The organism is Streptosporangium amethystogenes subsp. fukuiense, assembly GCF_042665875.1.
GTDB classification, from domain to species: Bacteria; Actinomycetota; Actinomycetes; order Streptosporangiales; family Streptosporangiaceae; genus Streptosporangium; species Streptosporangium fukuiense.
The window spans coordinates 3,155,196-3,178,144 of record NZ_JBHTEE010000001.1 but is presented as its reverse complement, the minus strand read 5'-3'; the positions used below and the strand labels follow the sequence as shown (position 1 = coordinate 3,178,144).

General features: G+C 71.9%; 20 protein-coding genes. 15 read left to right on the top strand and 5 right to left on the bottom strand.

Annotated elements, in window-relative coordinates; genetic code table 11:
- The first annotated feature begins 82 nt into the window (after positions 1-82).
- The 6 genes from ACFQVD_RS13890 to ACFQVD_RS13865 all read left to right on the top strand — a co-directional run bounded on the left by ACFQVD_RS13890 (position 83) and on the right by ACFQVD_RS13865 (position 4,730).
- Positions 83-346 carry a phosphoribosyl-ATP diphosphatase gene (locus tag ACFQVD_RS13890; protein ID WP_030904803.1) on the top strand — a complete coding sequence of 88 codons (264 nt, stop codon included), beginning with the start codon at positions 83-85 and terminating at the stop codon, positions 344-346.
- 60 nt (positions 347-406) lie between these two features.
- On the top strand, positions 407-1,252 hold the full coding sequence (gene hisG, locus ACFQVD_RS13885; RefSeq protein ID WP_343972271.1) for an ATP phosphoribosyltransferase: 846 nt from the start codon (positions 407-409) through the stop codon (positions 1,250-1,252).
- Positions 1,253-1,355: 103 nt separating this feature from the next.
- Complete coding sequence (locus tag ACFQVD_RS13880; RefSeq protein ID WP_343972274.1) at positions 1,356-2,240, top strand: ABC transporter ATP-binding protein; 885 nt, start codon at positions 1,356-1,358, stop codon at positions 2,238-2,240.
- Complete coding sequence (locus ACFQVD_RS13875) at positions 2,240-2,974, top strand: ABC transporter permease (RefSeq protein ID WP_343972277.1); 735 nt, start codon at positions 2,240-2,242, stop codon at positions 2,972-2,974. The genes ACFQVD_RS13880 and ACFQVD_RS13875 overlap by 1 nt, the downstream gene beginning before the upstream one ends.
- Positions 2,971-4,128 carry a sensor histidine kinase gene (locus tag ACFQVD_RS13870; RefSeq protein ID WP_343972280.1) on the top strand — a complete coding sequence of 386 codons (1,158 nt, stop codon included), beginning with the start codon at positions 2,971-2,973 and terminating at the stop codon, positions 4,126-4,128. The genes ACFQVD_RS13875 and ACFQVD_RS13870 overlap by 4 nt, the downstream gene beginning before the upstream one ends.
- A complete protein-coding gene (locus ACFQVD_RS13865; protein ID WP_364151416.1) occupies positions 4,125-4,730 on the top strand; it encodes a response regulator transcription factor in 606 nt (201 codons plus the stop codon). The genes ACFQVD_RS13870 and ACFQVD_RS13865 overlap by 4 nt, the downstream gene beginning before the upstream one ends.
- A gap of 7 nt (positions 4,731-4,737) precedes the next feature.
- On the opposite strand, the gene ACFQVD_RS13860 is transcribed toward ACFQVD_RS13865, so the two are convergent.
- Both ACFQVD_RS13860 and ACFQVD_RS13855 read right to left on the bottom strand, forming a co-directional pair.
- Entirely contained in the window at positions 4,738-5,580 is an 843-nt protein-coding gene (locus tag ACFQVD_RS13860; protein WP_343972286.1) for a siderophore-interacting protein, read from the bottom strand.
- A 210-nt stretch (positions 5,581-5,790) separates the two neighbouring features.
- On the bottom strand, positions 5,791-6,894 hold the full coding sequence (locus ACFQVD_RS13855) for an EAL domain-containing protein (RefSeq protein ID WP_343972289.1): 1,104 nt from the start codon (positions 6,892-6,894) through the stop codon (positions 5,791-5,793).
- A gap of 131 nt (positions 6,895-7,025) precedes the next feature.
- Here ACFQVD_RS13855 and ACFQVD_RS13850 point away from each other — a divergent pair, with 131 nt between their 5' ends.
- From ACFQVD_RS13850 to ACFQVD_RS13825, 6 genes are all read left to right on the top strand, one after another.
- Positions 7,026-7,682, top strand: coding sequence for an acVLRF1 family peptidyl-tRNA hydrolase (locus ACFQVD_RS13850; protein ID WP_343972293.1), 657 nt, complete (start codon positions 7,026-7,028; stop codon positions 7,680-7,682).
- A gap of 176 nt (positions 7,683-7,858) precedes the next feature.
- Positions 7,859-9,457, top strand: coding sequence for an ABC-F family ATP-binding cassette domain-containing protein (locus tag ACFQVD_RS13845; protein ID WP_343972296.1), 1,599 nt, complete (start codon positions 7,859-7,861; stop codon positions 9,455-9,457).
- Positions 9,458-9,571: 114 nt separating this feature from the next.
- On the top strand, positions 9,572-9,787 hold the full coding sequence (locus tag ACFQVD_RS13840; protein WP_030904785.1) for a helix-turn-helix domain-containing protein: 216 nt from the start codon (positions 9,572-9,574) through the stop codon (positions 9,785-9,787).
- 135 nt (positions 9,788-9,922) lie between these two features.
- On the top strand, positions 9,923-10,726 hold the full coding sequence (locus ACFQVD_RS13835; RefSeq protein ID WP_343972312.1) for an enoyl-CoA hydratase/isomerase family protein: 804 nt from the start codon (positions 9,923-9,925) through the stop codon (positions 10,724-10,726).
- Between the two features lie 232 nt (positions 10,727-10,958).
- A complete protein-coding gene (locus ACFQVD_RS13830) occupies positions 10,959-12,833 on the top strand; it encodes an ABC transporter ATP-binding protein (protein WP_343972315.1) in 1,875 nt (624 codons plus the stop codon).
- 70 nt (positions 12,834-12,903) lie between these two features.
- Positions 12,904-13,236, top strand: a complete 333-nt coding sequence (locus ACFQVD_RS13825; RefSeq protein WP_343972318.1) for a transposase — start codon at positions 12,904-12,906, stop codon at positions 13,234-13,236.
- Positions 13,237-13,266: 30 nt separating this feature from the next.
- On the opposite strand, the gene ACFQVD_RS13820 is transcribed toward ACFQVD_RS13825, so the two are convergent.
- Positions 13,267-14,157, bottom strand: coding sequence for a sulfotransferase family protein (locus ACFQVD_RS13820; RefSeq protein ID WP_343972320.1), 891 nt, complete (start codon positions 14,155-14,157; stop codon positions 13,267-13,269).
- Positions 14,158-14,187: 30 nt separating this feature from the next.
- Here ACFQVD_RS13820 and ACFQVD_RS13815 point away from each other — a divergent pair, with 30 nt between their 5' ends.
- The 3 genes from ACFQVD_RS13815 to ACFQVD_RS13805 all read left to right on the top strand — a co-directional run bounded on the left by ACFQVD_RS13815 (position 14,188) and on the right by ACFQVD_RS13805 (position 18,981).
- The gene (locus ACFQVD_RS13815; protein WP_343972322.1) at positions 14,188-15,114 is read left to right on the top strand and encodes a S66 peptidase family protein; all 927 of its coding nucleotides are present in this window, start codon (positions 14,188-14,190) and stop codon (positions 15,112-15,114) included.
- Between the two features lie 39 nt (positions 15,115-15,153).
- Positions 15,154-16,098, top strand: coding sequence for a hypothetical protein (locus ACFQVD_RS13810; RefSeq protein ID WP_343972324.1), 945 nt, complete (start codon positions 15,154-15,156; stop codon positions 16,096-16,098).
- 204 nt (positions 16,099-16,302) lie between these two features.
- Positions 16,303-18,981, top strand: a complete 2,679-nt coding sequence (locus ACFQVD_RS13805; RefSeq protein ID WP_343972327.1) for an Hsp70 family protein — start codon at positions 16,303-16,305, stop codon at positions 18,979-18,981.
- Positions 18,982-19,062: 81 nt separating this feature from the next.
- Here ACFQVD_RS13805 and ACFQVD_RS13800 read toward each other — a convergent pair whose 3' ends face one another.
- The gene (locus ACFQVD_RS13800; protein WP_364151434.1) at positions 19,063-20,988 is read right to left on the bottom strand and encodes a dynamin family protein; all 1,926 of its coding nucleotides are present in this window, start codon (positions 20,986-20,988) and stop codon (positions 19,063-19,065) included.
- Positions 20,989-21,054: 66 nt separating this feature from the next.
- Positions 21,055-22,884 (bottom strand): dynamin family protein, encoded by a 1,830-nt coding sequence (locus ACFQVD_RS13795; RefSeq protein ID WP_364151437.1) that lies wholly within the window; start codon positions 22,882-22,884, stop codon positions 21,055-21,057.
- Between the last annotated feature and the right edge of the window lie 65 nt (positions 22,885-22,949).

The window sequence follows — 22,949 nt, the reverse complement described above, 5'->3', positions numbered from 1 at the left end:
CCGGTGAGGACGGGCCCGCACACGCCGCGGTCGGTGAGCCCGTTAGGCTTGACGCGCACATCCGACGACGCCGAGAGAGATCATGAAGACCTTCGAAGAGCTGTACGCCGAGCTGTCCGACAAGGCGCGCACCCGGCCCGCGGGCTCGGGCACCGTGGCCGCGCTGGACGCCGGAGTCCATGCCATCGGCAAGAAGGTCGTGGAGGAGGCCGCCGAGAGCTGGATGGCGGCCGAGCACGAGTCGAAGGAGCGGGCGGCCGAGGAGATCTCCCAGCTCCTCTACCACGTGCAGGTCCTCATGATCGCCAGGGGGATCGGACTGGACGAGGTCTACAAGCATCTGTGAGCCGGTGCGCCCGGCTCCCGGTTCGTAGGCAGATCCCGTCCACACGTAAGGAACCCAGCCATGCTCCGTATCGCCGTACCCAACAAGGGCGCCCTCACCGAGGCCGCCCAGACGATCCTCAAGGAAGCCGGATACCGCGCCCGCAAGGACAGCAAGGAGCTCGTGGTCGTCGACCCGGAGAACTCCTGTGAGCTGTTCTTCCTGCGGCCCAAGGACATCGCCGTCTACGTCGGCGAGGGCACCCTGGATGCGGGGATCACCGGCCGCGACATGCTCCACGACTCCGGGGCGCAGGTCGAGGAGATCATCCCGCTCGGCTTCGGCCGCTCCACCTTCCGCTTCGCCGCGAACCCGGGAGACTTCGTCTCCGTCGCCGATCTCAAGGGCAGGCGCATCGCCACCTCCTACGCGGGCCTGCTGGAGTCCTACCTGGCCGAACAGGGCGTCGACGCCCGGGTGATCAAGCTGGACGGTGCCGTCGAGACCGCCATCCGGCTGGGCGTGGCCGACGCCGTGGCCGACGTGGTGGAGACCGGCACCACGCTGCGCAACATCGGCCTGGAGGTGTTCGGCGAGCCGATCGCCCGCTCCGAGGGCGTGCTGATCAAGCGGATCGGCGCCGTGGAGACCCCGGGCCTGCAGCAGCTCGTCCGCCGTCTGCAGGGCGTGCTGATGGCACGTGACTACGTGATGATGGACTACGACATCCGCGCCGAGCGGATCGAGGAGGCCATCGCCCTCACCCCCGGAATGGAGGGCCCCACGGTCTCTCCGCTGCACCGGGAGGGCTGGGTCGCGGTCCGGGCCATGGTCCCGCGCAGGGGGCACCAGCAGGTCATGGACCAGCTCTGGGAGATCGGCGCCAAGGCCATCCTGGTGACCGCCATCTTCGCGTGCCGGATCTGACCCGCTTCCGCGCCAGGCTGTGTCCGCATATCTGACAAATGTCATCTCCAAACCCGGAGAAGCGGCACTAAGGATTCCCGCCGGGCACTCCTAGCGTTGGGGCATGGACGCCATCGCCCTCACAGACGTGAGCAAGAGCTACGGCAACGTGCTCGCCGTCGACGGCCTGAACCTCGCCGTCGAGGCGGGCCGGACCGTCGCCCTGCTCGGCCCCAACGGGGCCGGCAAGTCGACCTCGATCAACATGATGCTCGGCCTGATCCGCCCGGGTGGGGGCCGTGTCGAGATCCTGGGAGGCTCCCCCGAGGCGGCCGTCGCCCGGGGTGAGGTCGGGGCCATGCTGCAGAGCGGTGAGCTCATCGGTGAGCTCACGGTCAGGGAACTGGTCGACTTCGTCCGGCGGCTCTACCCGGAGCCGCTCGGTCTCGACGAGATCCTGCGGGTGGCCGACCTCACGGAACTGGCGCGGCGGCGTGCCGACAAGCTGTCCGGCGGGCAGGCGCAGCGGGTCAGGTTCGCCCTGGCCATCGCGGGCGCGCCCAAACTGCTGGTGCTGGACGAGCCCACCGCGGCCATGGACGTGGAGTCGCGGCTGCGGTTCTGGAAGAGCATTCGCGAGTACGCCGCCGAGGGCCGGACGGTCCTGTTCGCCACCCACTACCTGGAGGAGGCCGACGAGAACTCCGACAGGGTCATCGTGATCACCCGGGGGCGGGTCGTGGCCGACGGCACCGCCGCCCAGATCAAGGCGGGGATCGGCGACCACGTCGTCCGCTTCACCCTGGGCGGGCAGCCGGTCGCGGGGCTGGACGGCCTGCCGGGCGTCTCCGCCGCGGAGATCTCCCAGGACGTCGCCACGCTGCGCACCGCCGACCCCGACGCCACCGTGGCGGCCCTGTACCGGGGCACCTCGCTGGAGATCCGCGACCTCAGGATCATCGGCGCCGACCTCGAAGACGCCTTTCTCGCCCTCACCCGGGAGCCCTGATGCCGAACTACGTCAAGATCGAGATCCTGAGGATGCTGCGCAACAGGCGCTACATCATCTTCGTGGTGGGCTTTCCCGTGGTGTTCTACCTGATCTTCTCCGGCATCTGGGGCGCCCAGACGGATTCCGGCGGGGTACGGGCCGCCGTCGTCCTCATGGTCTCCATGGCCGCGTACGGGGCGATCGCGGCCTGTCTGATGAGCACCGCCGTGCCGTGGGCGCAGGAGCGGCAGTCCGGCTGGCTCCGCCAGCTTCAGGTCACCCCGCTGCCCGGCTGGGCGATCATCGTCACCAAGCTGATCGCCTCGCTGCTGCTGGTGCTGCCGTCCATGGTGCTGGTCTGCCTGGCCGCGGTCCTCACCCAGGGCGTCCGGCTGCCGGTGGGGGAGTGGCTCGTGCTGATTCCGGCCCTGTGGATCGGCGCCGTGCCGTTCGCCGCGCTCGGCCTGCTGCTCGGTTCGCTGCTGCCCGCGGACGCCGCCCAGTCGGCCGCGATGATCAGCACGTTCGGGCTGGCGATCCTGGGCGGGCTGTGGTTCCCTGTGGAGATCATGCCCGAGGCCATGCAGAGCGTCGTGCACGCGATGCCCTCCTTCTCCTACGCCGACATCGGCCAGCACCTCGTCGCCGGCGGCGCGGCGCCGCCGTCCGCCGTGCTGACCGTCGTGGCCTGGGCCGCGGTACTCGGCACCGCCGCGGTGTTCGCCTACCGCAGGGCACTCGCGCGCGCATGATGCGCGTCTCCGCGCTCACCTTCGGCGGGGCGGGTGAGCGCCCGTCCCGCCTCCGGCGGCTGTCGGGGATCTCCATCGGCCTGGTCTATCTGTGCTTCCCGGTCCTGGAGATCATCACCGGCGAGGTGTCCGGGGTCAGGGCCGTCTGGGGAGGCGCCGGCCTGGCCGCCTTCGTCGCCTGCTACATCGCCACGGTGCTGAGCCCGAGGAACTTCGGTGACCCGACCCGCCTGACGTACTGGCTGCTGGGGGTGACCACGCTCCTGGGGATCGGTCTGGCGGTGGCCTTCGGCGGAGGCTGGCTGACCCTGCCGATCTACCTGGCCGTGGTCTACGGCATGGCGCTGCGTCCCCGGCTCTCGGTGGCCGGTGTTCTCGCGATGGGCCTCGCCGTCGCGCTGATCGGCCTGCTGAAGGAGCACGACCCCGGCACCACCCTGGTGCTGGTCTTCCAGGTCATCACGCTCGGTGTCCTGTTCATGGGGGTGCGCAACACCCGGATGCTGGTGGCGAGGCTCCGCCAGGCGCAGGAGGAGGTGGCGCGGCTGGCCGCGAGCGAGGAGCGGCTGCGCATCGCCAGGGACCTGCACGACCTGCTCGGCCACAGCCTGTCACTGATCGTGCTGAAGAGCGAGCTGGCCGGGCGGTTGGCGGAGAGCGGCTCGGAGCGGACCGTGGCCGAGATCCGCGACATCGAGTCGGTGGCCAGGCAGGCGCTGGTCGAGGTGCGCGACGCCGTCACCGGCTACCGCCAGCGTGGCCTCTCCGGCGAGCTGGACGGTGCCCGCGCCGCCCTGGAGGCCGCCGGGACGAGGCTGACGATCCGGCTCGCGGGCACCCCGCTGCCGGACGCGCTGGACGAACTGCTGGGCTGGGCGGTGCGGGAGGGCGTTACCAACGTCGTCCGGCACGCGCGGGCGACCCGGTGCGAGATCGAGGTGACCATGGACGAGGAGGCCGCGGCCCTGAAGATCGTGGACGACGGACGCGGCGCGGCCTCGTACGGGCCGGGCAGCGGGCTGACCGGGCTCACCGAGCGGGTGCGGGCGGCCGGCGGCACGATGTCCGCCGGGCCGCAGCCGACCGGCTTCGCCCTCAGGGTCACGGTGCCGCACGCCGAGACCTCCCGCCCGCCGACGAGAGGGGTTCGATGATCCGGGTGCTGCTGGTGGAGGACCAGGCGATGGTGCGGGGCGCCCTGGCCTCGCTCCTCGGCCTGGAGCCCGACATCGAGGTGGTGGGAGAGGCCGCCGACGCCGGGGAGGCGCTCGCGGTGGCCCTGCGGACCCGGCCGGACGTCGCGCTGCTCGACGTCGAGATGCCCGGCGACGACGGCATCACCGCCGCCTCGCGGATCCGCGAGGCGCTGCCCGGCTGCCGGATCATGATCCTGACCACCTTCGGCCGCCCCGGCTATCTGCGCAGGGCGATGGAGGCGGGCGCGATGGCCTTCCTGGTCAAGGACAGCCCGGCCCGGGAACTGGCCGCCGCCGTCCGGCGGGTCCGCGGCGGCGAGCGCGTCATCGACCCCGGCCTGGCCGCCGCCGCGCTCAGTGCCGGCCCCAACCCGCTGTCGCCCCGCGAGCGTGACGTCCTGGTCGCCGCCTCGGGCGGTGCCAGCATCGCCGACATCGCCGCGCACCTGCACCTGTCGGAGGGTACGGTCCGCAACTACCTCTCCTCGGCCATCCGCAAGACGCACGCCCGCAACCGCATCGAGGCCGTCGAGCGCGCCCGCACCCAGGGCTGGCTCTGAGCCGGGTTCACGAGGAGAGCGCCGCGGCCTCCTCGGCCTCGATCTGCTCGTTCCACTCGCGCTTGGTGGAGCGCCAGGCCTCGTCGTCGCGGCCCAGGCGCCAGTAGCCCGAGATGGACAGCCGAGCCAGCGGGACGCCGCGCTCGGTGCGCAGGTGGCGCCTGAGCTCGCGGACGAAGCCCGCCTCGCCGTGCACGAAGGCGTGTACGGTGCCGTCGGGGAAGTCCAGCTCGCGGACCGCCCGGACGAGCCGCTCACCGACCGGGCCCCCCTTGCGGTGCAGCCAGACGATCTTCACGTCGCCCGGCGAGTCGAGGAGCTGCTCCTCCCGGGCGTCCTCGACCTCGATGAAGGCCCAGGCCCGCGCCCCGGCGGGGAGGCGTTCCAGGGAGGCGGCGATGGCCGGCAGCGCGCTCTCGTCCCCCGCGAACAGGTGCCAGTCGGCCTCCGGGTCGGGGGCGTAGGCCCCGCCGGGGCCGAAGAAACAGATCTCCTCACCCGGCTGGACCCGGTCGGCCCACGGTCCGGCGAGGCCGCTGTCACCGTGGTGGACGAAGTCGATCGTCAGCTCGCCCGCGTCGGCGTCCCAGCGGCGGACGGTGTAGGTGCGGGTGGTGGGCCACTGCTCGCGGGGCAGGTCGCGGCGGATCGCCTCCATGTCGAACGGCTGCGGGTAGCTCACTCCCGCCGGGGCGAACAGCAGCTTCAGGTAGTGGTCCGTGTACTCGTCCGCGCGGAAACCGGCGAGCCCCGGGCCGCCGAGCACCACCCGGATCATGTGGGGGGTGAGCCGCTCGACCCGCTGGACCCGGCCGCTCGTCACCTTGCGCGCGGTTCTCTCGTCTGCCATATGTCACTCCGGGGAAGTCGAAGTTAGGTGAACCTAACTCGTACCATACGTCACCAAAGGGGAGTGATGGGGGCCGCCACCCGATCTGCCCCTTCCGGGGCGGCGATGATCTCACGGTCCGCCGTCGCGGAGCCGGCGGCCGCTGTTATGAATCTACATCGTAAAGGCGCTGGCGCCGGTGCGGAGACCCCTGCTCCGGGTGCCCGTGCCTCAGTGCCGCATGGACGCGACCTGGCGGATCAGGTCGGAGACCCGCACGATGCCCATGCAGCGGCCGACCTCGTCGGTGACCACCAGGTCGTCGTAGACGCGCTCGGCGTCGCGGCCCGCGACCTGCATGGCCGCGATGGCGGTGGTCGTCCTGGGGACCGCGCGGGCGGGGTCGGCCAGCCGCCCGGCGGGTTTCCTGCCGTGCAGGGCGTGGCCGAACCGGCCTGAGATCGACAGCAGGAAACGGCTGCGGTCGAGGCTGCCCCTGGGGCGCTGGTACTCGTCGACGAGGACCACGCTGGTGATGGACGGCTCGCCGCCGAAGGCGTCGATCGCGGCTTCGGCGGTGGCCTCGTAGGGGAGGGTCACCGCGGGCAGCAGGAACTCCTGGACGCGCGGACCGGGGGTGAAGCGGGACGGCTCCTGTTCGACGAGCGGGAGTGGTACGTGCACCCGGCCGGACGGGCCGGGGGCCAGCAGCGGACCCTGTGCGAGCCGGACCCCCCAGCCGCGGAGCGCGGAGAGCTGTGCCTCGTCGCGCACGCCGGGGGCCAGCACGTGCGCGCCCGCTTCCCTGGCGAGCCGGGCCAGCCCCTCGCCGATGGCGGTGCGGCGCGGGTCGCGGGGCACCTGGGCGATCAGGTCCGGGGAGATCACCGCGAGGTACGGCGCCGCGTCGGCGAGAAGGTCCAGCGGGATGTGCCCGGTGCCCAGGTCGCCCACCGCGAGGAGGTAGCCGATGGCGCGCAGGCCGTCCAGGCCGACGATCAGGGAGCGGCGCTCGAACTGGGCGAAGTCACCCCGTACGGTGAGGATCACCTCGCGGGGACGCCGCCCGGACGCGCGGAGGGCCTCGTGGAGCGGCGCGAGCGCGGCCGTGCCGCCGATCACCGCGGCCGTCGGCAGGGTCAGCACCAGCGGGAGCAGGGTCTCGCCGGCGGCGGCGGCGTCGTGCACGGTCTGGATCGTGGTGGAGATGTTCCCCCGCCCCGCGCCTCCCGCCTGGAGCGCGATGACGCCTCCGGTGTCGAGGTCGACGACAGGCGTGAGGCTCGTGGGGGCCGCTGTGGAGTCCTGCGGGTTGACGTGCGCTCTGGTCGTCACGTTCAAAGGATGGGGGTTCCTTTGGCGCTGCAGAAGCAACGCGCAGCGATGTTCACTGATATTTCGCCATCCGTTGGACTTGTCCAGCGCGATCGTGTGTTCCGTGAGGTCAGCCGGTAGTGTCGCGTTTCATGACGTCGCGACCGGCCAAGGGGGGAGGCCGCTGGGTCTCGGTGGCACCCGACCGCCTGAACCGCTGGATCGACGGTTTCGTCGACAGGCACGGGCCGCCGCGGGTGACCGCCTCGGCCTCCGAGGTACGCCTTGAGGGTGCGGACGGCGCGGTCGCCGAGTGCCGGGTGCCGTTTCCGCCGCTCGTCCAGGCCGGGGGCGGCCCGCTGGCGCGTCTGGTCACCCACGTGCGCACCGAGCGCAGGGTCGGGGTGCTGCTGGTGCGGCTGGGTGGACACGCGGCGGGGATCTTCCAGGGAGCGGAGCTGCTCTCCTCCAAGGTCGGCTCGCGGCCGGTGCACGGGCGCAGCGCGGCGGGCGGCTGGTCACAGCGGCGCTTCGCCCGGCGCAGGGAGAAGCAGGTGGACCAGGCGCACGAGGCGGCGGCCGAGGTGGCGCTGCGCGTCCTGGGGCCGCGGGTGGAGGAGTTGGAGGCGGTCGTGCTCGGCGGTGACCGGCGCGCGGTCGACGCGCTGCGCTCGGACCGCAGGCTCGCCCCGGTCTTCGCGCTGGAGGCCGAGCCCTTCCTGACGGTTCCCGATCCGAGGCTGGTGGTCCTGCGGGACACCCCCGCGCAGTTCCGCGCGGTCCGTATCAGGGTGAGCGATCCCACGTAATCCAGGAGAGCCGGGTCGTCGCCGCGCCGTACACTGATCGGTATGCGCACTCCCGATTGACCGTCGTCCCGATGAAGGCGAGACGGCCGAGCCGAGAGCCGGGAGACACAGGGCGCGGCGGGTTCGGCCACAGTGAAGTGAGCCTGTGTATTTCCTGCTGGGAGTGTTCTCCAACCATGATCGTAGCTTCTGACATCGAACTGCGGGCCGGGGCCCGCCTGCTCATCGAGGGCGCGTCGTTCCGGGTGAACCCCGGCGACAAGATCGGGCTCGTCGGCCGCAACGGGGCCGGGAAGACCACGCTGACCCGGGTGCTCGCGGGAGAGGGGGCGGCGGCCTCGGGCACGGTCTCCATCAGCGGGGAGGTCGGTTACCTGCCGCAGGACCCGCGCACCGGTGATCTGCACGTGCTCGCCCGCGACCGCATCCTGTCGGCCCGCGGGCTGGACGAGGTGCTGCGTGAGCTGCGCGAGGCCGAGTTGGGCATGTCCTCGGCGGACGATCGCACCAGAGACCGTGCCGTGCGCGCCTACGGGCGCCTGGAGGACCGGCTGCACGTGCTGGGCGGGTACGCCGCCGAGTCGGAGGCCGCCTCCATCGCCTCCAGTCTGGGGTTGCCGGACCGGGTGCTCGGCCAGCCGTTGGAGACGCTCTCCGGGGGGCAGCGCAGGCGGGTGGAGCTGGCTCGAATTCTCTTCAGCGGGGCTGAGACTCTCCTTCTTGACGAGCCGACAAACCACCTAGATGCTGACTCAATCGGGTGGCTTCGTGATTTTTTACGATCTCACCAGGGCGGCTTGATCATTATTAGCCACGACGTGGGGCTTCTTGAAGCGACGGTAAACCGCGTCCTGCACCTCGACGCCAACCGCGCGGTGATCGACACCTACAACGTCGGCTGGAAGGCCTATCTGGCCCAGCGGGAGACCGACGAGAAGCGCAGGAGGCGCGAGCGCGCCAACGCCGAGAAGCAGGCCTCCGCCCTGATGTCGCAGGCCGACAAGATGCGGGCCAAGGCGACCAAGGCCAAGGCCGCGCAGGACATGCAGCGCCGTGCCGAGCGCCTGCTCTCCGGCCTGGAGGTGGAGCGGCGCGGCGACAAGGTCGCCAAGCTGCGCTTCCCCCAGCCGGCTCCGTGCGGGCGTACCCCGATCATGGCGGAGGGGCTGTCGAAGTCGTACGGCTCCCTGGAGGTCTTCACGGACGTCGACGCCGCCGTGGACAGGGGGAGCAGGGTCGTGATCCTGGGGCTGAACGGCGCGGGGAAGACCACCCTGCTGCGCATTCTGGGGGGTGTCGAGGAGCCCGACACCGGGGCGGTCAAGGCCGGCCACGGGCTCAAGCTGGGCTACTACGCGCAGGAGCACGAGACGATCGACCCCGGCCGCAGCGTGCTGGAGAACATGCGCTCTGCCGGGGGAGAACTCCCCGATGTGGAGTTGCGCAAGGTTCTGGGCTCGTTCCTGTTCACCGGCGACGACGTGGACAAGCCCGCGGGGGTGCTGTCGGGCGGCGAGAAGACGCGGCTGGCGCTGGCCACGCTGGTGCTGTCGGCGGCCAATGTCCTCCTCCTCGACGAGCCCACGAACAACCTCGATCCGGCCAGCCGGGAACAGGTTCTTTCGGCACTGAAGTCCTATTCTGGGGCGATTGTGCTCGTCACGCATGATGAGGGTGCTGTAGAGGCTCTACGACCCGATAGGGTGATCTTGCTACCTGACGGAGTTGAAGACGCATGGAGCGACGAATTTTCCGATCTTGTGGCACTTGCCTGATCTTAATTTGAGCGGGTACGGATCTTTTCCCGTGGAGTAGGTAGCCGATCTCGCTGAAATGACTGATCATGGCGTGTGTAACGCTGCGGAAGTCTGGCACTACAGGAGGTACTCGTGGCCGAGACTCTCAAGAAGGGCACCCGGGTTACCGGGGCCGACCGTGAAAAACTGGCCTCCGATCTCAAGAAGCGCTACAGCGCGGGTGAAAGCATCCGTGCTCTGGCCGCTTCGACCGGCAGGTCGTACGGGTTCATCCACCGCATCCTGAGCGAGTCCGGTGTGACTCTGCGCGGGCGCGGTGGCGCCACCCGGGGTAAGTCCAAGCGCTGACTCCGCCTCGGAACGCGCGACCGCAGCCGCTCGTCCCCCACACGCCGAAGCCGTTCCCGCCCGGGCCTATAGAACCTCATTCTGGAGAGTCGATAGGCTCGGGCGAGGCGGAGACGGAAGGTGGGAGAACGGGCGATGGTGGAAGTGGCGTTCGGGGGGAGTGCGGAGGAGATCTCTCTGAAGGAGGTCGGTCTGCGCTACGAGGTGGACGGCGAGATCGCGACGATCACGCTGGACCGTCCGGAGAAGCGGAACGCTCAGACGTTCGCTACCTGGTCGGCTCTGGCTCATATCGGTGACAACCTGCCGCAGCAGGTGAGGGTCGTCGTGATCAGAGGTGAGGGGCCGTCCTTCTCGGCGGGGATCGATCTGAGGATGTTCACCCCGGAGGGGGTGCCAGGGCAAGGGGCGTTCACGTCCCTGGCGACACTCGACGAGACGACTTTCGTCGATCGGGTGGCGGCTGCCCAGCGGGGTTTTCTCTGGCTGAGACGTCCCGACATCGTCTCCGTGGCGGCCGTGCAGGGCCACGCGGTCGGTGCGGGGTTCCAGCTGGCGCTCGCCTGTGACCTGCGGGTCCTGGCGGACGACGCCAAACTGTGCATGAAGGAGCCGGCCCTCGGGCTGGTTCCCGACCTGACCGGCACCAAGCCGCTGGTCGAGCTGGTGGGCCTGTCCCGGGCCATCGAGATCTGTCTGACCGCCCGCGTCGTGGGGGCGCAGGAGGCGGCCAGGATCGGCCTGGCCGAACTGGTCGTCGCACCGGGGGAGCTGACGGAGGCCGTGCGCGACCTGACCGCCGCGCTGCTGGCGACCAACCGTGACGCCGCGACGGCGACCAAGCGGCTGCTCCAGGGGGCTTCGGGGCGCACGCTGGAGGAGCAGGCCGCGGCCGAGGCGCGCGAACAGGAGGCGCGCATCAAGGCGCTTTTCGGGTAGGTCATCGAGCTTCCAGGCGGCCCGTCATGTTCGGCGAGGAGACCGCCGGGCGGGTGAGTCGCCGCCCCGTCGCGGCTCCCGGCTGCGAAACGGCCGGGGCCCGGCCGCCGCCTGTGTCGGCGGGGAGAGGCGGGAAGCCGCCCTTGTCTCGGGCGGGCCGGCGATGTTCGCCTCAAGCTGACGAGGGAATGGGCGCGCCTCTCCCGGTGCTCGCATCGGGAGAGGAGGCCAGATGGCGATGATGGGTGGGGGCTTCGGTCCCCAGATGATGCGTTCGCTCCGGCGGGACAGCTCGGTGACCAAGGAGCGTCTGACACCGGGCACGATCCGGCGCATCGCCCGCTACGCCAGACCCTTCTCGCGGCATATCGCCGCCTTCCTCGCGCTGGTCGTGGTCGGCTCGGTCATCGTGATCGCCAACCCGCTGCTGATGAAGGCGATCATCGACGACGGCATCGCCGCCAGGCGTCAGGGGGTGGTGATCGCCCTCGCGCTGGTCATCGCGGGCCTGGCGGTCGCGGACGCGGTGCTCACCCTGGCCCAGCGCTGGTTCTCCGCGCGGATCGGCGAGGGTCTCATCTACAACCTGCGCACCGAGGTCTTCGACCACGTCCAGCGGATGCCGGTGGCCTTCTTCACCCGCACCCAGACCGGTGCCCTGGTCTCCCGGCTCAACACCGACGTCATCGGCGCCCAGCGCGCCCTGACCAGCACGCTGTCGTCGGTCGTGGCCAACGTGGTCATGCTGGTGCTGGTTCTCGGCGCCATGCTGGTGCTCTCCTGGCAGATCACCCTCGTCGCCCTCGTGCTGTTGCCGATCTTCGTCTTCCCCGCCAAGTGGGTCGGCAGGAAGATGTCCGGGCTCACCCGTGAGCAGATGCAGCTCGACGCCGAGATGAGCTCCATGATGACCGAGCGGTTCAACGTCGCCGGTGCGATGGTCGCCAAGCTGTACGGCCGCCCGGCCGACGAGGCCGCCTCCTTCGGTGGCAAGGCGGGGCGGGTGCGCGACGTCGGCGTCACCGTGGGCATGTACGGGACGGTCTTTCGGGTCGCGCTCGGCCTGGTGGCGGCGCTGGCCACCGCCCTGGTGTACGGCCTGGGCGGCCTGCTGGCCGTCTCCGGCGTCTTCGAACTCGGCACCCTGGTGGCCCTCGCCGCCCTCCTGATGCGCCTGTACGGCCCGCTGACGAGCCTGTCGAACGTGCACGTGGACGTGATGACCGCGCTGGTCAGCTTCGACCGGGTCTTCGAGGTGCTCGACCTGCGGCCCATGGTCGCCGAGCGGCCCGACGCCGAGCCCCTTCCCGAGGGGCCGGTCTCGGTGGAGTTCGACGACGTCCGGTTCAGGTACCCCACGGCCTCGGAGGTGTCGCTGGCCTCGCTGGAGGCGGTGGCCCGCCCCGACACCGGGCCGGGCCACGAGGTGCTGCGCGGCGTCACCTTCACCGCCCGCCCCGGCCAGATGGTCGCCCTGGTCGGCCCCTCGGGAGCGGGAAAGACCACCATCACGGGCCTGGTCTCGCGCCTCTACGACGTCAGCGAGGGCGCGGTGCGGATCAACGGCCTGGACGTGCGCGAGGCCACCCTGGCCTCGCTGCGCGACACCGTGGGGGTCGTCATGCAGGACGCCCACCTGTTCCACGACACCATCGGGGCCAACCTCCGCTACGCCAGGCCCGGGGCGAGCGAGGAGGAGATCTGGGAGGCGCTGCGGGCCGCCCAGATCGCCGAGTTGGTGCTGGACCTGCCCGAGGGGCTGGAGACCGTGGTGGGCGACCGGGGCCACCGGCTGTCCGGTGGTGAGAAGCAGCGGCTGGCCCTGGCGAGGTTGCTGCTCAAGGCGCCCCGGGTGGTCGTCCTCGACGAGGCCACCGCGCATCTGGACTCCGAGTCCGAGGCCGCCGTCCAGCAGGCGCTGAAGATCGCGCTGGCCGGGCGCACCTCGCTGGTCATCGCCCACCGGTTGTCCACGATCCGCGAGGCCGACCAGATCCTGGTGGTCCAGGACGGCCAGATCGTCGAGCGGGGCCGGCACGAGGAACTGCTGAGCAGGGGGGCGGTCTACGCCGAGCTCTACCGGACTCAGTTCAGTCAGGCGTCCTGACTTCGTCCGCGGCGCCGGCGGCGCGCCTTCGAGTGGCTCTTCCAGCGTGAATGGTGTAGATCATGGGGGCGTGGAAGACCGGCTTAGACGTGATGACCTGACCGACGACGAGTGGACACGGCTGGCGCCGTTACTGCCCGCTCACGCCAGGCAGGGGAACCGGTGGGCCGATCACCGCACGATCATCGACGGAGTGTTCTTCCGGACCAGGACCGGCTGCCCCTGGCGGAAGCTGCCCGAGGCCTACGGCAAGTGGAAGACGGTCTACAACCGGCACCGCCGCTGGTGCCAGGACGGCACCTGGGAGACGATCCTGGAGGCGCTGCCGGGCGCCCCCGTCCGGCGGCCGGCCCCGCCCGGGGACATCCGTCCGGGTGCGAGGTTCGAGGTCGCCAACTGGTGAGCGGTTGACGGAGGAGAACGCGGGCCGGCGTCAGGACGAGGGGAGGTAGCCCAGGCGGGTGAGCTCCTCGCGGGCCACCTTGGCCACCAGTTCGGCGTCCTGGCCGCGCAGGCGGGTACGCCAGACGCCGACCTTCGGCATGTTCCGGCCCAGCAGGGCGATCCTGGGGACCCGCGTCTCCAGGAAGCGGGAGAGCTCGCCGGTGGCCTCGGCCGGGGAGGAGACCAGGTCCTCGTAGCGCAGGGTCAGCAACTGCTCGCGGGGCAGCTCCTGGCGGAGCGAGGCGGCGAGCCGGACCGCGCTGCGCCAGCGCAACGCGCACTTTCCCGCGGTGGGCATCGCCTTCCAGCGTTCGCGGTGCTCGCCGGAGCTGACGCCGAGGAAGGGGTTGGGAAACTCCGTCTCGTCGCTCAGCATGGCCGGTTTGAACCAGGTCAGGGAGGCGGGGTCGGCCAGCATGTCGGCGGCCACATCCCGGCCGTCCCTGATCAACTGGACGAAACGGGCGTCCGGAAAGGCCTGCAACAGCACCGAGGCGCTGTAGAGCAGGTCGGGGCTGGCATCGCCGAAGCGGGCCACCGAACCCGGGGTCGCGCAGGGGCCCGCTCCGGTCACGCCGCCCGCTTCCCGGCACGGGGCCGGGCACTCCTCGCAGGCGCCGGGGACGATCTGCCAGGACTCGGCCAGGGCGTCGCGAAGCACGCGGGTCGCGCCCATGCCCCGCCCCGCGATCGAGGGGCGCCGGGCGAAGGCGTAGACCACGTGCGCCACCGCCGCCCGTCCCATGGTGACGTGGAACCCGGGGGAGCGTTTCAGGGCACGGGCCAGCAGGTCCGCGCCAGAGTGCGGGGCGGCGAGCACGAACACCGGGTGGCGGACCTTGATGCCGTTGACCACCAGGATGTGAGGTGGAGGTCGCATATGAAAGCCCAGTGTGGCACCGTTTGGGGAGTGAACGAACCTGCTGCCGCCATCCCGGTTCCGCCCTCGCCGCGCCCGGGTGACACCGTGGCGGTGGTCGCCCCGTCAGGGCCTCCCGATCTCGGAAGGCTGGCGCGCGGCGTCCGCGTCCTGGAGGGGCTCGGCCTGAAGGTCGTCATCGGGGCCCATGTCCTCGACCGGGACCGTTACCTGGCGGGCTCCGACGCCGATCGCGCCCGTGACCTGCAGGACGCCTGGTGCGACCCCGCGGTGAGCGCGGTGTTCTGCGCCCGCGGCGGCTACGGTGCCACCCGGACCCTCGGCCTGCTGGACTGGGACGCGATGCGGGCCGCCGACCCCAAGGCGCTCGTCGGCTCCAGCGACGTCACCGCGCTGCACCGCGCGTTCGCCGTGGAGCTGGGCGTCGCCTCCTGGTTCGGGCCGATGCCGGCCTGTTCCACGATCAGCGACCCGGAAGGGCCCGAGCCGCGCACCTTCGAGAACTTCACGGCCGCCCTCGCCGGGACGCCGCCGCCGGTCACCGGTGACCGGGTGATCGTTCCCGGCGAGGTCACGGCGCCGGTCACCGGCGGTAACCTCAGTCTGCTGGCCGCGCTCTGCGGCACGCCGTACGCGCTGTCGGCCCGGGGGCGGATCGTCCTGCTGGAGGACGTCGACGAGGCGCCGTACCGGATCGACAGGATGCTCACCCAGCTGCTGCAGGCGGGGGCGCTCGACGGAGCGGCCGGGTTCGTCCTGGGCTCCTGGGTCGACTGCGGCGCCCCCTACCCGGTGCTGGAGGAGCTGCTCGCGCCGTTCGGGGTACCCGTCATCGCGGGGCTGCCGATAGGGCATGGAGCGCCACAATTTTCGGTATTGCTTGGGGCACTTGGTGCTATTGATGCAAAATCGTGCTCTCTGACCTACTCAACAGGGGGCGTCGACAAGGCACTCTAGGTGCGAACCTAGGAGGAAACCGGCAGAGGGGGCGCACGCGTGAGACTGTTCCGGCGGCACCGTGACCGGCGAACCGAGGCGCTGCCGCGCCCGATCGAAGAGGTCGATCTCGACTCCTTGCTCGCCCTGGTCGCGGACAGTCTCGGCTACGCCTGCGCCTTCGACCCCGGTGGCGGCGCGCTGACGCTCACCGGCCCGCGCCGGGTCGTGGTGCGACTGGCGGGGCTGCGCGCCGAGGCGCTGAGGCGCTCCCGCGAGGACTGGCCGGTGCTCGTCTCCGAGCACCTGGCCCACGTCCTGGCCACCGCCGACGAACCGCTCGACGCCTGCGACCTGGACCAGGTGCGCCCGATGCTGCGGACCCGCATCCAGCTCGACGACGACCTCGACCCGGCCCGCGTGGTCGGCCGCCACCTCACCGCCGACCTGGTCGAGGTGCTCACCATCGGCTACGGCCCCGCCGGTCGCCCGGTCCGCCCCGAGGAGGTCGGCTGCTGGCCGATCACCGCGGCCCAGGCGCTCGATGTGGCCCTGGAGAACGCCCGCCAGGACGAGCGGCTCTCGGTGACGGAGGGCGACCTCGGCGGCGTGGCGGTGCGCAGGCTGACCGGACCCACCGCCGGCGCGGCCGCCCACCTGCGCAGGCTGGGTGACTACCTGCCCGTCCCCTCCGACGGGGTCCTCGTCGCGCTGCCCGACCCGGCGACGCTGATCGTCCATCCGGTCGAGGGCATCGGCGTGGTCCGCGCGATCGAGCGGCTCCGGCTGTTCGCCCAGCGGGAGTTCGATCTGCGTGCCGAGGCGCTCAGCCCGCAGGTCTACTGGTGGCACGGTGGCCGCCTCTCCCTGATCAGGGCCGACCTGGTCAGCCAGGACGGACAGACCCGGCTGGTGGTCGCGCCCCCGCCGGACTTCGCGCGCGTCCTGGCGGCCATGGCGGCCCGTCCGGAGAGCCGTCCCGACGGTGAGTCCGGCGACGGCTGATACGCCGCCCACCCGAGGCCGAGGCGGCGTGAGCGCGCCTCGGCACCGTTTGCGGTGCGGGGACGATGTCGGCCGCCGGCCGTTCGCCAGGGCGACCGCGAACGCGAGAGGATGTGTCCCGCCCCTCCACGCCCACCTCGGTGGCCGCCGCTCCCTTCCCGGATCGGCCCGTGCCCCCGCCCGCGCCCTGACCGTGGTCGCGAGATGGGGCATGATGAGGTCTGGATCTACGAGGAGTGGGACATGGCGCAGTGGTGCCTCGGTGTCGATCTGGGGACGAGTTTCTCCGCCGGGGTGATAGCGGCCGAAGGGCGCTTCGACGTCCTGGAGGTCGAGGGAGAGCGGCGTATCCCCTCCGCCGTCATGCTGGACGAGCGGGGGACGCTCGTGGCGGGCAGGATCGCCCAGCGGGGCATCGCGATCAGCCCCGAGCGGGTCGAGCGTAACCCCAAGCGCTACGTCGGCCGGGGCCGGATGCTGCTCGGCGGTGTCCCGGTGGACGTCGCCGACACCATGGCGGCGCTGCTGGAGCTGTTCGTCAGCGAGGGACGGCGGCGCTTCGACGGCGCCGATCCCGACTGCATCGCGCTGACCCATCCGGTGGCCTGGGACGCCGACCGTAAGGCGGTGCTGCTGGCGGCGGCCAGGAAGGTCGTCAGCGGCGTGCGGATCGTGCTCATCGACGAGCCCGTCGCCTCGGCCCGCTACTTCGCCTCCGCCGGGCGGGCGGACGGCGGATCGCGGCTGGCCGTCTACGACCTCGGCGGCGGCACGTTCGACGCCGCGGTGCTCACCGTGGACGGCGGTGACTTCGCGGTCGTCGGCGAGCCGGGCGGCAGCGACGAGATCGGCGGCGAGGGGTTCGACGAACAGGTCTTCGCGTTCCTCGGAGCCCAGATCGAGCGGCTCGACGCCGACTGGTGGCAGCAGGTGACCACCAACCCCGAGCGCCGCTACGTCAGCTACGCCGCGGACCTGCTCAAGATGGCCAGGGAGGCCAAGGAGACGCTGTCGAAGTTCGACACCTCCTCGCACTACGTGGTCGGCATCAACGAGGACGTGCACATCACCAGGGCCGACCTGGAGGACCTCATCGGTGAGGAGATCGTCAGGACGGTCGACATCCTGGACGAGACGATCCGCGGCGCGGGGGTCGAGGCCGGCGAACTGGCCGCGGTGTTCATGACCGGCGGCCCCAGCCGGATGCCGCTGGTGCAGAAGGCGGTACGCGAGCGCTTCGGCGACCGGGTGCGGACCTACGACGACCCGAAGATCGTGGTCGCCTACGGCGCCGCGCAGCTGGCCTGGAAGCTCAAGGTCGAGCACCACGAGCCCGGCGCGGCGGGCCTTTCCGGCCCGGGACAGGCGTCCGGTGCTCCCGGTGCTCCCGGCGTCGCCGGCACGGGGCAGCGGGCCTTCACCGGCCCGGTGGCGGGCCCGGTGGCGGCCGCAGCGGCCGTGGGTCACCACACGCCCGGTGCGCCGGCGGTCGTTCCGACCGGTGGACACCGGGCCTTCACCGGTCCCGAGGGCGGTGCCACCGGAGGCCACCGGGTGCTCACCGGTCCCGAGGGCGGTGCCACCGGAGGGCACCGGGGGCCCGGCGGCCGGTCCGCGGGCCGCGGGGGCGCGGCGGGCGGCGACGGGCCCAGCGTCCAGGGGATCGAGAAGGTGATGGACGGCGTGCTGGAGGCGCGCGTCGAGACGGGTCAGGTCTTCGTCCACCAGGCCTTCGAGCAGGGCCACCTGCTGCGCAGGCTGGACGGGATCGAGGGCCGCTACGACCGGGAGCTCGGCTTCGGCAGGCTTGTGGAGTGGGCCGCCTCCAGTGAGGGGGTCGTGGCGGTGGAGCAGGTCGGGCCCGCGCAGGTGCTGGTCCGCGCGCTCACCCGCGACCTCGCCATCCGCGCCACCCACCCGCTGCAGATGTGGGGAAACCCCACGGTGATCGCCCACGGCCGTACGGCGTGGGTCTTCTTCCACTCCCGCCAGGTCGTCGGTGTCGACGCCTCGATGGGCCTGCCCTGGGGGGAGACCGGCCAGCTGGCCATGATCGAGCTCGACCTGGGCGGCGGTTTCGCCTTCCAGGCCCCCCAGCCGCGCGAGCTGGGCCCCTACGCCCAGTGGTTCCTGAACGAGGACAACAGGCTGCGCCGGCTGCTCGATCAGGAGGCGCCCAGCGGCACCGAGCCGTCCTCCTCGGTGGGCGCGCCGGGCTGCACCGTGGTGCTCGGGCAGTTCAGCAGCAACAAGCCGATGTTCCAGAATCGGCACCAGGACTTTCGGCCGTGGCAGGTGCTGTGCCTGGTCGACCCCGGCGGCGTGGTGCGCCCGACGGTGCGCGAGCCGGGGCGCGGCTGGCTGCACCAGGTGGTCCTGCACCGGGGCAGGTGGTTCACCTCCGGCTCGGCGGGGCTGGAGGCCGACACGGCGGACGGCAGGACCAGGCTGGTCATGCCGCGTCCCCGGGGCGGCGCGCTGCGCTGGTTCTCCGCGGGCAACGAGATCTACGCGGTCGGCACCGACCAGGTGAGTCCCGCCAGGGGCTGGTCGGTCGGGATCTTCGACCAGCGTTCCCAGACGCTGGAGTTCCTGATGGGCAAGCAGTCGGCGACCCTGGCGGGCCACCTCACCTCCCGCCACCGCTGGGAGCGGCCGAGGCTGGTCGCCGACGGCGACTCGATGTGGATGACCATGCAGGACGCGGGCCGCAGCAGGCTGCTGCACATCACCCCGGGCGGAGCGCGGGAGGTGCATCGCACGCCGGGGATGTTCGAACCGGTCGCCCGGGTCGCCACGGGCCTGCTCTGCCTGCACCGCCCCGACGACGCCACCGGCGCCGCCCGCGACCGGCCCGCGACCCTGGTGCACCTGCCGCTCTGACCCGTTCTCGCCCCTGGCCTCGGCCAGGGGCGAGAACGGACATGAGAGTGCCGGCTCGGAGTGACCGGCGCCGCCGTCCGGTCAGGTTCCCGCCGGGACCGGCTGCTCGGTGCCCAGGGCGGCCACCGCACCGGCCAGTTCCTTGCGGAGTTCGTGGCCGCGCGTGGTGAGGGTGCCGATCGCGGCGATCCGCTCCTGGCCCGACTTGCGGGCCTTGAGGCGGTCGGCGGCCGAGCGGGCGGAGGCGGACTTCAGCTCGGCGCGCCTGGTCTCCAGCTCCCTGCGCCGCCGGGCCAGGGTGTCGTCGGCGGCCTGCTCGACGCTCACCCGCCAGGTGGCCACCATCCGCTCCAGGTCGAGTGTCATCTCCCTGGTGACCACGGCGAACTGGTCGCGCAGCGCCCCTCTGATCGCCGCCTGGCTGCGCTGCACCTTCTCCATCGAGCGCCGCCCCATGAAGATGGCCGCGCCGATGGCCGGGGCGACCAGGATGAAGCCCACCGGGCCGAGCAGGGCCGTGGCGAAGCCGCCCAGGGACAGCCCGATCGAGGCCGAGGGCAGCACGTCCCGGATGATGTCCACGCTTTCCGGGGCCTCGGCGGCCATGTCGCCTTTGACCTGGACCTGCGACAGGTTGGGCATGGCCTGCCTGTCGGCGGTCAGCTCGACCGGGTCGAGGCCGAGATCGCGGGCGAAGGCGTCCAGCGTGGTCCTGGCCAGCCTCTCCACGTCGTAGACGATCTGCGACCAGGCGGCCTCCAGGGAACGCTGGACGCTCACCGGCAGCTCCGCCATGTACTGGTCGATCTGGGCCTGCTTCTTCAGCGTGGCGATCGTGTTCTCGTACGGCTGGCGGATCTCGGCCACCCGCGCGCCCACGATGCCCCCCACCTCGCGTCCGATGAAGGTGTTGGCCACCATGCCCGCTCTGCGCCGCGCGGACAGTTCGGCCAGGGCCGCCAGGTCGGCGTCCACCTCGGCGAGCCGGGCGGCGACGTCGCCGTCGTCGTCGGAGCCCGCGGCGACGTCGTCCTTGGCGCTGGTCGTCAGCGAGCCCAGCACCGACAGGGCGGCGGCGACCACCGTGGCGCCCCGCGCCGACTCCCTGCCCTCGGCGAAGGCGCGCAGGTGCCGCTCCAGCGCGTCCATGCCGCTGCGCGCCCGCAGCGTGTTCGCCCGCTCCTCGCGTCCCTCGCGCCTTTTGGCCTCGGCGGCCTCGGCGAGCTTGGCGCTCACCGGGATCCACGGTGCCTCCAGGAGCGGGGCCAGTGTCGCGGCCCTGGCGGGGTCGGCGGCGATCGCCTCGGTGACGAACGTCCTCAGGCGGCTCTTGTTCTCCTCCTGGAGGTTTCGCCAGTTGGTCGAATCCTCCACCTTGGTCAGCACGAACACGATCGCCTGGACCCGCTCGGCGGCCTCCGCGAGGAACTCCAGCTCGTGCCTGAGCACCGGCTGGTCCTGCGCGCTGAGCGCGAACAGCAGCGCGTCGGCCCGCTGGAGCATGGCCACGGTCACCTGCCGGTGCCCCACCGTCAGGCTGTCCACGCCGGGGGTGTCGAGCAGCCGCAACCCGTCGAGCAGGGGATTGTCGAGGGTGATGTCCACACTCACCACGTCGCGGCGCTTGCCCGCGTCACCGCGCATCGAGGCGTAGTCGGGGATCGACTCGATGGTGATCGGTGTCTGCAGCGGCCCCGAGTCGGTGCTGCGGTGGACGACGGCGGCCAGCCGGGGGCCGCGCCGCAGCGACAGAAAGCAGTTGGTGGCGACGTCGGCGTCGACCGGGAGCAGGTCGGGGTGGCCCACCAGTGTGTTGAGCAGACGGCTTTTGCCGCGTTTCTGCGCCCCGGCGACGACGATGTCGGTGCACTCGTCCTTCCAGCGGCCCGCGCACGCGGCCAGCACCTCCGCGAGGTCCTGCCTGCCGCACTGCCCGGCCAGCGCGTGGACCTCGTTGGCGTAGCGCAGCAGCCTGGCCACGGGGCCGGTCGGGTCGGGGGTCGTCATGTTCCTTTTCTCCTGTCGGGGATGGATGGGGATGGGCCGGTGCCGCTCTGCCGGCGGTATCCCGCCTCAGGAACCGTCCGCGTGGTGCGACCAGATGGTCTCGTAGGCCTCGCAGAGGGTCTCGGCCGCCCGTCGCTGCCGCAGGGGGAGCGGCCGGTGGGTGAGGGTGCGGAACCGGGCGCTCAGGGCGGCGGCGTAGCCGGCGATCTCGGCGCGCGGGGTCCCGGGGGGCGCCCCGAGCTGGGTGGCCAGCTCGGCTCCGGAGAGCAGCAGCTCCAGCGCCCGCCGGTCGTCGGCCGGGACCATGGGGGAGGCCCGCAGCGTCTCGATCGCGGCGGGGTCCACGCGGACCGGCGGGAGCTTCTCGCCGCCCCCGTCGCCGCCGGGGGGCGCCTGTTCCTCCAGCGCCGCCGAGACGAGGTCCTCCAGGACGGTCAGCACGTCCCTGGCCCGGTGCCCGCCGGCGCGTCCCTCGCTCATCATGGCGAGCGTGCGCCAGCGCATCGACGCCGCGGTGGCGGCGGCGGCGATCTGCTCCGGGGAGGCCGTCGCGGGCAGGCCGAGCTGCTCGGCGGGCCCGTCGTGGCGGGCCAGGCGCAGCAGCTCGGCGGTCATCTCCTCGTTCAGGACCAGTGTTCCGCGGCCGAGCGCCTCGGCGGCGGTGAAGATCCGCAGGCCGCCCAGGGAGGTCGCGATCGGCCGGTTCTCGTCGAGCTGGGCCGCCAGCGCGTCCAGGGTGGCGCGGTCGGCCCCCATCGTCGGCGTCCTGGCGAGCGCGCGGAGCCGGGTCAGCGCGTCGAGTGCCTTCAGCTGGTCGGCGCGGCGGGCGAAGTGGGCGATGCCCGCGGCCACGGAGCCGGTGGCGGCCCGCCCCGCCGAGGAGTAGCCGGAGCGTTCCAGCAGGTGGGAGGTGAGCGCCTCGGGGGAGAGGGGGCCGGCCGCGCGCACCGCCTCGACCGCGCTGGTGATGCCGTAGCGGTGCAGCCGCTCCACCAGCCGGTGGCGCACCTCGGCCGGCACGGGTATCTCGGGCGCGGAGCGGAAGTCGTCCAGGTCCAGGAGGTAGTCCTCCAGGTCGTCCTCGTCGAGTCCGGCCAGCGTCTCCAGGGCCGCCACCTCCTCGCCGCCCAGCGGGAGGGCACGCGCGGTCTCGGCCAGCAGGCCGATCACCGGGACCACGTCGAAGACGGAGGTGCGCAGGTCCTCGTACCCCTTGGCGGCCAGCCGCCTGGCGGTCGGCCACGGGTCGCCCTCGTCGCCGCGCCGGTCGACCTGGCCGAGCACGGCGAGGGTGTTGACGCAGCTCATGCCGCAGGCATCGGTCAGCCCGCGAAACTCCGCGAGGGTGGTGTCGTCGAATTTCTGGACGTAGCGCAGCACGTAGATCATCGCTTGCGCGCGGTCGTCCTCGTCGCCGGAACCGAACAGCATGCTCCTGGCCGCCCGCTCGTTGGCGGCCGTCACCGTGTTCATGCCGGGGGTGTCGATGATGGTGATGGTGCGCAGCGACGGCAGGTCCAGAGAGACCCGCAGGCGCCGGATCCGGGCCACGTCGACGCCGAGCTCCGAGGGGAGCCGGTGGCCGGGCAACAGCCGGGAGTGGGCCACGCCGCCGTCAAGGAGCTCGATCGTGATGCGGCCGTCGTCCTCGCCGTACTCGTACTGGGTGACGACGAAGGTGCACTCACCGGCGTCCACCGGGGCGACGGGCAGGCCGAGCAGCGCGTTCACCAGCGTCGACTTGCCGCTGCTGACCGCGCCCGCCACGGCGACCCGCAGTGGTGCGTCGAGGCCGGCGCGCACCTGCGCCACCCGTTCGCGCAGCTCCGCGCCGGAAAGCCTGGCCGAGGTGGTGTCGCACAGGTGGCGCAGCAGGTCCGCGGGTCCGGTGCTCACGCGTCACCGCCCTGGACGTCCGGTACGTTCTCGCGACCCGCCGCGCTGCTTCCGCCGGGTGCCGA

Excerpts from the sequence above, each read along its gene's own strand:
- ACFQVD_RS13890 (WP_030904803.1), top strand. The coding sequence starts at position 83 with ATGAAGACCTTCGAAGAGCTGTACGCCGAGCTGTCCGACAAGGCGCGC.
- hisG (WP_343972271.1), top strand. The coding sequence starts at position 407 with ATGCTCCGTATCGCCGTACCCAACAAGGGCGCCCTCACCGAGGCCGCC.
- ACFQVD_RS13880 (WP_343972274.1), top strand. The coding sequence starts at position 1,356 with ATGGACGCCATCGCCCTCACAGACGTGAGCAAGAGCTACGGCAACGTG.
- ACFQVD_RS13875 (WP_343972277.1), top strand. The coding sequence starts at position 2,240 with ATGCCGAACTACGTCAAGATCGAGATCCTGAGGATGCTGCGCAACAGG.
- ACFQVD_RS13870 (WP_343972280.1), top strand. The coding sequence starts at position 2,971 with ATGATGCGCGTCTCCGCGCTCACCTTCGGCGGGGCGGGTGAGCGCCCG.
- ACFQVD_RS13865 (WP_364151416.1), top strand. The coding sequence starts at position 4,125 with ATGATCCGGGTGCTGCTGGTGGAGGACCAGGCGATGGTGCGGGGCGCC.
- ACFQVD_RS13860 (WP_343972286.1), bottom strand. The coding sequence starts at position 5,580 with ATGGCAGACGAGAGAACCGCGCGCAAGGTGACGAGCGGCCGGGTCCAG.
- ACFQVD_RS13850 (WP_343972293.1), top strand. The coding sequence starts at position 7,026 with ATGACGTCGCGACCGGCCAAGGGGGGAGGCCGCTGGGTCTCGGTGGCA.
- ACFQVD_RS13845 (WP_343972296.1), top strand. The coding sequence starts at position 7,859 with ATGATCGTAGCTTCTGACATCGAACTGCGGGCCGGGGCCCGCCTGCTC.
- ACFQVD_RS13835 (WP_343972312.1), top strand. The coding sequence starts at position 9,923 with ATGGTGGAAGTGGCGTTCGGGGGGAGTGCGGAGGAGATCTCTCTGAAG.
- ACFQVD_RS13830 (WP_343972315.1), top strand. The coding sequence starts at position 10,959 with ATGGCGATGATGGGTGGGGGCTTCGGTCCCCAGATGATGCGTTCGCTC.
- ACFQVD_RS13820 (WP_343972320.1), bottom strand. The coding sequence starts at position 14,157 with ATGCGACCTCCACCTCACATCCTGGTGGTCAACGGCATCAAGGTCCGC.
- ACFQVD_RS13805 (WP_343972327.1), top strand. The coding sequence starts at position 16,303 with ATGGGGCATGATGAGGTCTGGATCTACGAGGAGTGGGACATGGCGCAG.
- ACFQVD_RS13800 (WP_364151434.1), bottom strand. The coding sequence starts at position 20,988 with ATGACGACCCCCGACCCGACCGGCCCCGTGGCCAGGCTGCTGCGCTAC.